Annotated in this window: 12 protein-coding genes and 3 pseudogenes; 7 read left to right on the forward strand and 8 right to left on the reverse strand. The window is 60.9% G+C overall.

Translation table 11 applies throughout. From position 1 onward, the window contains the following. The 6 genes and pseudogenes from NKI52_RS29000 to NKI52_RS29025 all read left to right on the forward strand — a co-directional run. Window positions 1-89: pseudogene (locus NKI52_RS29000) on the forward strand (IS66 family transposase); the annotation flags it as partial. A gap of 308 nt (window positions 90-397) precedes the next feature. Further along, a complete protein-coding gene (locus NKI52_RS29005) occupies window positions 398-586 on the forward strand; it encodes a hypothetical protein (protein ID WP_352458677.1) in 189 nt (62 codons plus the stop codon). Beyond that, window positions 573-2,642, forward strand: a complete 2,070-nt coding sequence (locus NKI52_RS29010) for a recombinase family protein (protein WP_352700459.1) — start codon at window positions 573-575, stop codon at window positions 2,640-2,642. Before NKI52_RS29005 ends, NKI52_RS29010 begins: the two co-directional genes overlap by 14 nt. Before the next feature lie 28 nt (window positions 2,643-2,670). Beyond that, a pseudogene (locus NKI52_RS29015) lies at window positions 2,671-2,898 on the forward strand (transposase domain-containing protein); the annotation flags it as partial. A 2-nt stretch (window positions 2,899-2,900) separates the two neighbouring features. Then, the gene (locus tag NKI52_RS29020; RefSeq protein ID WP_352700460.1) at window positions 2,901-3,134 is read left to right on the forward strand and encodes a hypothetical protein; all 234 of its coding nucleotides are present in this window, start codon (window positions 2,901-2,903) and stop codon (window positions 3,132-3,134) included. A gap of 332 nt (window positions 3,135-3,466) precedes the next feature. After that, window positions 3,467-3,976 (forward strand): ferritin-like domain-containing protein, encoded by a 510-nt coding sequence (locus NKI52_RS29025; protein WP_352700461.1) that lies wholly within the window; start codon window positions 3,467-3,469, stop codon window positions 3,974-3,976. Window positions 3,977-4,708: 732 nt separating this feature from the next. On the opposite strand, the gene NKI52_RS29030 is transcribed toward NKI52_RS29025, so the two are convergent. From NKI52_RS29030 to NKI52_RS29065, 8 genes and pseudogenes are all read right to left on the reverse strand, one after another. Next, window positions 4,709-5,470, reverse strand: coding sequence for a hypothetical protein (locus NKI52_RS29030; protein ID WP_352700462.1), 762 nt, complete (start codon window positions 5,468-5,470; stop codon window positions 4,709-4,711). Beyond that, entirely contained in the window at window positions 5,467-6,348 is an 882-nt protein-coding gene (locus NKI52_RS29035; RefSeq protein WP_352700463.1) for a hypothetical protein, read from the reverse strand. The genes NKI52_RS29030 and NKI52_RS29035 overlap by 4 nt, the downstream gene beginning before the upstream one ends. After that, on the reverse strand, window positions 6,345-6,740 hold the full coding sequence (locus NKI52_RS29040) for a phage holin family protein (RefSeq protein WP_352662262.1): 396 nt from the start codon (window positions 6,738-6,740) through the stop codon (window positions 6,345-6,347). Before NKI52_RS29040 ends, NKI52_RS29035 begins: the two co-directional genes overlap by 4 nt. A gap of 4 nt (window positions 6,741-6,744) precedes the next feature. Beyond that, window positions 6,745-7,092: a hypothetical protein gene (locus tag NKI52_RS29045; protein WP_352467850.1), complete on the reverse strand. Its 348-nt coding sequence runs from the start codon at window positions 7,090-7,092 to the stop codon at window positions 6,745-6,747. Window positions 7,093-7,329: 237 nt separating this feature from the next. Then, window positions 7,330-7,653: pseudogene (locus NKI52_RS29050) on the reverse strand (transposase); the annotation flags it as partial. Window positions 7,654-7,668: 15 nt separating this feature from the next. Next, the gene (locus tag NKI52_RS29055) at window positions 7,669-7,839 is read right to left on the reverse strand and encodes a hypothetical protein (protein WP_352662260.1); all 171 of its coding nucleotides are present in this window, start codon (window positions 7,837-7,839) and stop codon (window positions 7,669-7,671) included. Between the two features lie 99 nt (window positions 7,840-7,938). After that, window positions 7,939-8,988 carry a YihY/virulence factor BrkB family protein gene (locus tag NKI52_RS29060; protein WP_352467848.1) on the reverse strand — a complete coding sequence of 350 codons (1,050 nt, stop codon included), beginning with the start codon at window positions 8,986-8,988 and terminating at the stop codon, window positions 7,939-7,941. Window positions 8,989-9,748: 760 nt separating this feature from the next. Continuing rightward, on the reverse strand, window positions 9,749-9,967 hold the full coding sequence (locus tag NKI52_RS29065; protein ID WP_352662409.1) for a KTSC domain-containing protein: 219 nt from the start codon (window positions 9,965-9,967) through the stop codon (window positions 9,749-9,751). A gap of 274 nt (window positions 9,968-10,241) precedes the next feature. Between NKI52_RS29065 and NKI52_RS29070 the strand changes: the two genes are divergently transcribed. After that, complete coding sequence (locus tag NKI52_RS29070; RefSeq protein WP_352700464.1) at window positions 10,242-10,475, forward strand: hypothetical protein; 234 nt, start codon at window positions 10,242-10,244, stop codon at window positions 10,473-10,475. Window positions 10,476-10,532: the final 57 nt, after the last annotated feature.

Raw genomic sequence — 10,532 nt, forward strand, 5'->3', positions numbered from 1 at the left:
GCTGGTCATCCTTCACCCGGTTCCTCGACGATGGGCGGATTTGCCTATCCAACAATGCAGCCGAGCGAGCCCTGCGCGGCATCGCCATCTCGGGGTCATTCTGCCCATGTTGGGCAGGAGGTCGAGGTCCATTACCGTTGGCACCCGTATTTCGGACGTCGGCTTCGCTGCGAGAACAGCGAAGAGCGCGCCAACGGCCGGATCATTCATCTCGTCGTCGCGCCCGGGCATGTCATTACCGCTCCGGCCTGGATGATCGATCCCGTGGCTTGCGCGGCGATGGACCTGGGCCCCCCGCGCGTATCGCTTGCCGCGCTGCTTGAGCTGCACAAGCTCTTGATCGAACGCCGTTTCCGGCGAGGCTCTTCGGATGGTTTCACCATCGCGGAGGCGCAACATGAGAACCCTGCCACCCCCGACACGATCTCTGGTGGTCGTTCGCCAACTCAGCTTGCCGCTCGACTCGGAGAAGCTGAACGGGCTGAGTTCAGCGCAACGGACCATAGTGATCGCCCGGCTCGCCAACGTACTGATGGCCGCCGCCGGCGTGGCAACGGAGGAGGAGAGCTGCGATGACGAGCGGTAATCTGATTCCGACTGCCGTCCTCAAGCGCAAGGCCGTCGTCTATGTGCGTCAGTCCACTCAGGCGCAGGTCCAGCTCAACCTTGAGAGCCAGCGTCGGCAATATGAGCTTGTCGACGTCGCGCGGCGCTGGGGATTCCGCAAAGTAGAGGTGATCGACGAGGATCTGGGACGAACCGCAAGCGGGGCTGTGGAGCGTCCCGGTTTCGAGCGCCTGGTCGACGATCTGTGCACCGGCCATGTGGGCGCCGTGCTTTGCCTGGAGGCGTCCCGCCTGTCGCGCAACGGGCCGGACTGGCATCGGCTGCTCGAGTTGTGCGGCGAAGTCGATGCACGCGTGATCGATTTGGACGGAGTCTACGATCCGGGATTGCCGAACGACCGCCTGCTGCTCGGTATGAAGGGCAGCATCAGCGAGTTCGAGCTCGGCGTGCTGCGTGCCCGCATGTACGAGGCCGCCCGCGCCAAGGCACAGCGCGGAGAACTGCGCATCTCCGTGCCCTTCGGCTATGTCTGGCACCGCGATTACGGTCTCGGGTTCGATCCCGACATGCGCCTGCAGGAGACCATTCGCCTGATATTCGCGCGCTTCCGCGAACTCGGCAGTGCGCGTCAGGTCCTGATCTCGATGATCGACGATGGCGTGCATTTCCCCAGACCCTCCGACGGCAAGAAGATGGTGTCCTTCGACTGGGTTCCGATCCGCTACCGCAACGTGATCTCGATCCTGAAGAACCCATTCTACGCCGGCGCCTATGTCTATGGTAAGAGCGAGAAGCGCACTGAGATCGTCGATGGCCGCGTTCGCAAGAGCTATGGCCATTACAAGCCGGCTAGCGAGTGGGCGGTGGTGCTCAAGGACCATCACGAAGGCTACATCGGATGGAGCGAGTACGAACGGAACCAGGAACTGCTCGCGGCCAACGCTTATGGCAAAGCCGGCGGCGTCAAGTCGGGCCGCGGCGGTCGCGCGCTGCTCCCCGGTCTCATCTCCTGTGGTCGATGCGGGCGAAGACTGGTTGTCATGTATGCCGGACGCGGCCAAGGTTATCCGGTATATCGCTGCGAGCGCGGCAACCTCATGATGGCCCAGGCGCGATGCATGTCGTTCAACGGCTTTCGCACCGACGCGGCGGTGACCCGCGAAGCGCTGGAGGCGGTTGCGCCGATGGCGATCGAAGCGGCGTTGGAGGCTGAACGCATGCAGCTGGAGAGCGAAGCCAAGCGGCGGCAGATGATCGAGATGGACCTGCAGCAGGCGCGCTATGAGGCATCGCTTGCCGAGCGCCGCTATGCCGCTTGCGACCCGGAGAACCGGCTTATTGCGGCCCAGCTCGAGAGGAGTTGGGAAGCCACGCTCAGGCGCGTGGAGACCTGCGAGGCCCGGCTGAGCGAAGTCCAGCGTGTGGAGCCTGTCGACGCGGTTCCGGACTTCACGGGCCTCGCCCAGGATCTCGAGGCCACCTGGAATGCGCCGGGTGTCGACATGCGCTGTCGTCAGCAACTGCTGCGCGCACTCATCGAGGACATCGTGGCGGATGTCGATGACGATGCGCGCGACGTGATCTTGACCATCCACTGGCATGGAGGCCAGCACTCGCAGGTACGGGTTCGCAAGCCCAAATCCGGAGAGCATGGCCAGCGTACGCCTGAGGAGGCTCTGGCGATCATGCGATCCATGGCAACCCGGTGGTCGGATGCCGAAATCGCTGCCACACTCAACCGCATGGGCATGCAGACCGGTCAGGGAAAGACCTGGACCGCGCGTCGCGTCCAATCGCTGCGCACGGTGCACAAGATCAGCGGCTATCGCTCTTCCGACAAGAATGGCGAGTGGCTCACCATGTCGGACGCGGCCGCCCGGCTTGGAGTCTCGCACGTCAAAATCCGCCGGTTCATCAGGGATGGCCTCTTGCCCGCCGAGCAGGTCATGCGCGGCGCGCCCTACCAGATCCGCGCCAGCGACCTCGAAGACGAACGGATCAAGGCCGATTTGGCGCGCAATACTCCGCGTCGCATCCACGACGACAACCAAGAATCGCTGTTTTCCGCCATTTGAAAAGGAGGTGCATAATGAATCGGTCTTCGCTCTCGGCAGAAAGTCCTGGCTCTTCTGCGGTTCCGATCGCGGCGGACAGCGCGCGGCCGTTCTCTACAGCCTGATCGTCAGCGCCAAGATGAACGATGTCGACCCGCAGGCCTGGCTCGCCGACGTCCTCGCCCGACTGCCCGCCTATCCGGCCCATCGGATCGATGATTTGCTGCCGTGGAATTGGAGATCCGCAAAATTGCGGACCCAACCAGCGGCGGCCTGATCATGCAGCGCAATAAGGTGCATCACGTCTACACCGTCGATCGTGTCGCCAGGGACCTCGGCGTCAGCGAAGCGCTCATCCAGGACCTGACCCTCGGTCTCGAGGCCGAGGACGGCGTCATCTGGATCTACGGCGCCAACGATGACGACGGGATCTTGGCCTTCACCGATGAAGGCATCGAGGAGGTCAAACTCCTCCTCGAAGAATATCATCGCGTCTCCCCAAAGAAAGCTTGACCCCAGCACTCCGGTGCTCAGGTTCTCCTGGCTGCCGGATGCGCACGTCTGCGGTCTTCACCGGATGCGTACGCCGTATGTCGCCGCGTCGGATGGCCAGGAGCGGCCAGTGCCAGTTGGATTTTGTGATGGAGCGGCGCAGCGGCGAGCGTCCACGGGCCGTTTTCCTTGCGCCGATCTTCCGCGATCTTGGCCTTTTCCACGCATCGCTGCAGGATTTTTCGCGAGGTGAATTGAGACCCGCCACGACTGTCAGGGGCGTTCGGCGGGCTCTACTCCGGAACAATGTCTTCTTCTGAAAGTTTTTCCTTACATCGCAAAGGAGATTCAAGATGTCAGAAAGCCGCGAATGGTTTGTCCAATGGCTTAGAGATGCTCATGCCATGGAAGAGCAGGCCGAAACGATGTTGAACGGGCAGTTGAGCCGTATCGAGAATTATCCCGAACTGAGCGACCGGATCCGACAGCACCTCGACGAGACCAAACAGCAGGCTGCCCGGCTGAAGACTTGTCTCGATCAGATGGACGAGGGTTCATCCATGATGAAGGATGCTGGCGGTAAGCTGACGGCGATGGCGCAATCGCTGAGCGGCGTCTTCGCTGAAGACGAGGTGATGAAAGGATCGCTCGCGAGCTACACGTTCGAGCACATGGAAATCGCCTCCTACACGATCCTGATTGCCGCCGCTCGATCGCTCGGCGAAACCGAGGTTCTTCGGGCTTGCGAAGAGAATCTGCAAGAGGAAGTCGCGATGGCGGATTGGCTGAAATCCCGTCTTCCCTCCACGACCGAGCAGTTCCTTGTGCGGGCCGAAGCGGACAGTGACAGCGCCAAGCGGTGATCGGGTAGGAACGCAGTAACCGTAAACTGGGTGATCGGGATTCGTCCGCTAGCGCGTCCCCCTTCGTGAACGCTGGGCAACGAACACGCCTAGCAAGCGGTCGTCGAGTTGCGCATTTCGAGAAATTGCAACGACGAGCGATGCTAATATTGCGGCGTCGTCACTTAGAGAGTCGAAGCGTTCGCCTGCGCAAGCCTGGTCGAGTCGAAGCGTTCGCCTGCGCAAGCCTGGTTAAATACGCATTGGCAATAGCCAGATCGGAAGGGCTAGCGCAGCGCTCCGCGAGATCAAGCTCGAGTGGGCGTGTTAAAACGTTCGAAACGAGGTCGCGATAGCGGAATGCCCGAGAACGCCCCAGATGACTGAGCAGTTGCGTGCGCGGGCACCGGCAGCGCCAAGCCGGATCGGAGAAAGTTCGTCCTGACAGCGGACAGAGCGCGCCGTTGCGCTCACGTTATGGGGTCGGCAGCACTTGCACGGTTTTCGGGGTGAATTCCGCTTCAGCCGGTCGCTGGCGGTTTCGCTGAAGGCCGTGACCGACCGGCCGACGATCATCATGCTCGAAGGGGTTGACCGCTTTGTCTTCTCCGCCGTGCGCATCGTCATCGCGCCGTCCGTGGTTCCAGAATATGCAATCCGATGGCTGAACTCGTCGGGACTCGATAAATGTCAGCGCGGCATCATACTTTGCCTTCAGGACGACTGTTTCTCTGCAATGACCTCTGTCTACGCTCATCCAGTTCGGTCGGTGTCCATCTGCTCATTCAGACGTCGTTGATAGGCAAAGCCGACAGCCGCGGCGACTGCCAAACCTGCCGCCGCCAGAAGGAGTTTGTCCTCGGTATGCTCATTGCCCGATGCGTCTTGAATAGCTAACGAAGCTTCATCGAAGGGTGCGGATGCTCTTGCGGCAGTCTCGCCCTCGTGCGCCCCAGCGCCGCTATGGCGGATACCCGCAGCTAGACGTTCTGTCTTCTTAACAGTTTCCTTGGCCACGCCGGTCAACTCGGCAGCTTCGCGTTTTATTTTACCAGCCGTTTCAAGAGCGAAATCACTGACGCTTTCCGCCAAATCACTAGATTGCTCCTTCAGGCGCTCCTTGGCGTACGATAGGTGATCCACCTGCTGCTCGCCGGGTGGCCGGGCTGAATTGGTCCGCCACAAGCTGATCAATCCCGCTCCGACGAGTGCGGTTGCGATCGGCGGATGGCGGAGGAAACGCCACCCCAAACCGGCCCCAATCGCCAAAGCAGCGCTCGGATTGGCAGCCGCCTTGGCCTTGAGATCGTCAATAATCGCCTGCGCCACCGATTGCATTGAGGCTCTTGCTTTCTCCACCAGGGCATTCTTTGCCTCAAGCGCTTCGTGTTTCAAATCATCGGTAAATTCGGAGAGCGTGTTTGGCGACCGAAGTGTCGACAAGTCCTCGGCGAGCTTAGCCCGGGCAGTCTCAACTTCGTATTCAAGATGCTCAAGTTGCGGATCGGCCATCATAAATCTCTCTTGCCACCGGGGCGGGCAGGTTTGCTCGACCGAGCGTTGCCCGACCGCGATTTGGCCGTTATTCCTTCCGAAGGGGTGGCGCTGCCCGGTTGCAGCTTGGCGGCCGGAGTGGATGAACCGCTCGATCCACTTGGGCTTGGCGAAGGCGGCTGCACGGGTTCACTTGATTGCTCTTCTGACAAGGCGCTTCCAAAGGCGCCCGCAACGTCCCTCGCCACCTCCTTGAGGCCGTCCGAATTCAGCCCACGTTCCTCGGCGACGCTCTTGAGCCGTTCGCCCGCCTTTGCTGTCGAAGACTTCAAGCGGTCCCCAGCTTTTTCAGCAGCATCCGTCAATCGCTCTCCTGCAGGGCCGAGCGTGCGCCTCTCGACATCGCTGGCCGGTAAAGCAGCAGCTATAGCGGCACCGGCTGCGAAGCCGGCCAGGACAAAAGCCAATGGCTGTTCTTCCACCATGCGGCCAATCGTGTCCTGGAACGTTGATTGGGCTTGCTGCACCACGCGCCCTGACTTCTCGGATACGGTGCGACCGGCCTGTTCTGCGTATGCCGCGGCCGATGATGCGTAGTGACTTGCGGTTTCACTCACCTTCTCCCCAATGCCGGCTAAATTGTCGCGCATGGCCTCAGCTGTCTCGCTAGCCTCTTCCTGCGTTTTTGACGCCCCGCCGCTGGCGGTGCGTACGTGCGGAGCATTTTGGCGCCCGTTGGTTCCACGGGATTGCTCGCGATGCCCGGCACTTGAACCGCGGCTGCGCATTAGCAGCGCGCACCCTGCTGCGACGAGCAGAAGGCCTTCGGGATTGTTCCTAGCGGAGCTGAGAAGCCATTCTTTCGTTCCAAAATCCTGGACCTGTGAATTGCGGCTCATGTTAGTTGCTCCTTGGTTGTCGCAATATCCTGCTTTATTTGGCTAATGGAGTGTGTCGGCAGAAGTTGTTTTTGCGCATCAGCCCGGCCCCTATAATAGGCGAAAGCAGCGGCGACGCCCGTTGCGGCCGCGACGATCAGACACGACCAGTGCAGGGCTATCCCTAAGCTGGCGATTCCAAGTACGAGGGCTTGCATTAGAAGCAGAGCGGCGACCACTCCCAGCGCGCCAGCAGCAGACATCCACACACCTGCTTGGAGCTTCGTTGAGACGTTGGCGGACAGCTCCGCATGCGCCAGGCGCAACTCTTTTTGAAAGAGGTCCGCGACGTCCGCCAACACTGCCGACAGTGCTTGAGGGAGAGGCGAATTCTTCAGATGTTCCTGTGCCATCAGATCAGTTCGCTCCCTGCCGCCTTCCTTTGATGGACTCTGGTGCGGGAGGCGCGCTCTTCAGTGTGCGGAACGTCAAAAAGCCCGCTACGGCGGCCAGCCCAAACACCAAACCCGGCTTGCGCCTCGCGAAATCGGACGCTGCAAGAACCAGCTGATCGACGGACCTGTCTCGCAGGTCGTCTGCGTATCCATCAAGCCTATTCGCGAAGGTGCGCACGACCCCAGCGACTATCGGTGCGTTTGCGTCGAGGTCCTCGGCCGCACGCTTGGTCGAACTCGCCAGTTGGCCCATCACCTCGGCGCCGCTGCCGACCTGACGGTCCAACATCTCCTTCACCTGATTGGTCACGGTGGACGCGCCACCAACGGCCGCCCGTTTGGCGGTTTCCGCTGCCCCTTGCGCTATGTCGGACGCTTTGGATAACGTGCCGCTTACAGTCGCTCCTATGTCTTCCGAGGTACCGTCACCAACTCTTACCGCAGTCGGGGGACGCCGTTCAGAATTCCGGTTGTTCATGGTTTCCTCCATTCGAGGAGCAAACGGAGGTAAGGCCCGTTGGTTCCCAATGAGTGACTATCTGGGGTTTCAAGTTGCGTTTGCGAACTCGAGGCGCGCATCGCGTGCTTTTGCATTGGGAATGATGGGTAGCTTGCGGGCGGGCGCAATGCGAATAGTCATCTTTTCCTTTCCTGTCTGAAGGCGCGAGGGGATCATATCTGGCGACGGTGAGCGCGACGAGGAGAGGCTGGAGCGCGGACCTTCACGGCCGCCGCGCACCGGTCTTCGACCGCTGCGCCTGCCGCTGTCACTGGCGATCGGCGCCAAGCCTACGAGTTTGGCGATGGCCTTATTGGAAAGGGTGCCAATCTCGGGCAACTCGGCCATCAGGAGTACGCGGGCGACACCGTTGACCGAACGGAAGACCTAATCGAGACAGGCCCACAGCGGGTCGTCGTCGCTAGCGAGGCGATCTCGCCCTTCAAGTCGGCGGCTCTGACGCTTGAGCAGAACAATGACCTCGTCGAGGCTGGCGAGGGGTTCGGCATCGGCGACGGCGCTTTTGCGTTGCTTCTGGATGGTGAGATCGCCAGTCACCTGGGCAAGCCGGGCGACCAGCGCCTTGAGCCGTTCTGGGCTACGCGCCGCGGCGTTGGTTACAGCCGCTTGACCATGATGTCCAAAGTGATCTGCGCGCTACTCGTTGCGCTCGTCAAAACGCGACTGCTGGTCGGCGGCATCGGCCGATCCGCCCAGCGTGTCGGCAACCGTGGCACCTCGCGCACCCATCGGCTGCTGCGCACCTGTGGTGGTGTCCATCGCTGTCTGATGCTCCATCTCGGAATTCAGCTCCGCACCTACAACCAGGATAATCACAGAAATCCAAGTCCACATCATCAAGCCGATGACTGCCCCAAGAGCCCCATACGTGGCGTTGTAGTTGGCGAAGTTTTCAAGATAATAGGAGAAGCCTATCGAGACTGCGATCCAGACCACAGCGGCGAGGAAGGCGCCCCATGTCGCCCATTGCCACTTTGCCCTTTCCCGGCTGGGTCCGTAGCGGTAAATCAGCGTGATCCCGACGCCCACCATGATCAGCATCATCGGCCACCGAAAGATCCGCACAAGGGCTTCGGTCCAGCCGCCGAGGTTCAGCAGCGCAAGCACGGCCGGCACAATCCCCACCGAGATGATAAAGCCGATACCAATGAGGATGGCGCCAAGTGTGAAGCCCAAGGCCAGGAGATTCAGGTGGATGAAGCCGCGCTTTTCACTCTCCTCGTAGGCGATGTTCATGGCTTCGAATAGCGTCTTTATGCCGTTACTGGCGCTCCACAGTGCGACGGCAAGGCCGAAGATGAAGCCGAAGCTGAGCGCGCCAGCCTTCTGAGCGGCCAAGGACGCAAGCTGAGATCTGATAATATCCAGACCTCCCGAAGGCAGTACGCCGCCAAGGAACGCAATGTGCTCAGCGATGGTCTGAGGATCGGCGACGAAACCATAGATGGACACGAACGCGGCAAGCGCTGGAAAGAGGGCAAGAAGCAGATAAAATGCAGCCCCCGCCGCGATCAGCATAACACGGTCCTCGGTTACCTCAGCAAAGACCCGCCACAGCACGTCCTTCCAGCCGCGGCTGGGAATCTCTGACGGCCATTCGGCATTGCGTCCGCGGCTCTCCCGTTCGGCCCGCCGCTCAAGTTGCACTTGACCTTCGTAAGCGTCCTCGGTTGTTTTCTTCGACATGGCCGCCGGTCCGGAGCATCTTCTTCGCGGGGCAAACGTATAATAGCGCCAAAGGATGCAGGTGCAGACCTGCGCTTACAAATAAACATCCGCCGCCTGCAGCAACAACTGCGCGATCCCCACTTGGCCCTTCGGCTCCCATGCTCATCTGGCGGGGGATGCGACGGCTGAGCGTGCATGTTGTCGGGACGACAGCCTGATATCCTCATTGCACTGGATCAGTTTTAGGACACCCGCGTTACCAGCCATGGTCTCGCTCGCGCCTGAACATCAGTTCGTCAACGCCGGAAGCATTCGGTTTCATGTCGTTCAGGCCGGGCCTGCCGGGGGTAAGCCGGTCATGCTCCTGCACGGCTTCCCGGACTTCTGGAGGACGCGCGCGATCTTGGACAGGTCTTCCACCACGCTGAGCCGCAGCACGAGCCGCTTCCGGTCGAGCAATAGTCCAGCTAGTTGAGCTCCGGCGGCAGACCGATGTTGAGATCCTTCAGCGCGCCACCGACGTACGTTGGATGAGGAAAAGGTGCTGCGTGCACCGCGCCTTCCCCGCGCGCCGATGCTCCACCTGGACCGCAAAAAAGTCCCGCCGCACTGCCAGAACGGCGGGACCGATCAAACGCTTTGCACCAGGCGGGGGGATGCGGGGGGGTGGGCTTGCCAAGTGAGCGCGGACCGTAACCAACCCTAAGCGCCACAGCGGCAACGCGTCCACCAACCGCCGGTTGGAGCGACAGGACGATTGAGCCGCCGGCAGGTCAGGTCATCCCGGGTCGCTATCGCTCGCAACCAGACGGTAGCGGAAATTGTTGCGGATGTGGTCGTTGAAGTAGCGGCCCTTGGCGAACGCGGCCCGGAACGCGGCAAAGGTTTCCGGCGGTACCCCCTCAAACTCGTACCGCTTGACGCTGGCCACAAACCAGACAGAGAGGATTCTTCTGTCAGGATCATATTCCATCTTGCGGATCGAAGTAGATGGCATGAGCACCACAGGCCGAGGCCCGCGCCCTTGCGGGGAGCGCGGGCCGATCGGGATACCGATCTGCAGCAATACCTGGAGGGGGAGGATTCGCTGCGTGCACCGAACTTTCGCGGCGGTCCCGTGTTCCCAATCGAGATACACAAAAAGCTAGCTGCACCTTTCGGCATCACGCGGACGTTGGATTTCTGAGAAAGCGCGAGCGTCAATACTAACTTCTGGTGATGGAATTTTCCCGTGAGATAGGCACGCTCCACGGCGAAAGGAGTGCCCCGCCATGACCGTCCTCGCCTACAACCTTGCCAATGACATCAAAGGATTGTGGAGGGTCGTCTTCGTGCCGGACGAACTGCATCTGTATGTGGAATTCAGCCAGCCAGACGCCGACACAAACCCGGCTGATTGGATGAGCGTTGATGATTTCCTTGCATGGCGGCCGAAAGGCGCACTCCACGAGCGAGCGCGCGACCGCTTGGTTTCGCTCATTTGCAAGGCGCTGACAGGGCGATGAGACAAGGGAAACCCGCACCGAGATCCAGTGCGAGCGCCGCGAGTGGGCCTAGGGGCC

The sequence above is a fragment of the Mesorhizobium sp. M0590 genome (assembly GCF_040320905.1).
Taxonomy (GTDB): Bacteria; Pseudomonadota; Alphaproteobacteria; order Rhizobiales; family Rhizobiaceae; genus Mesorhizobium.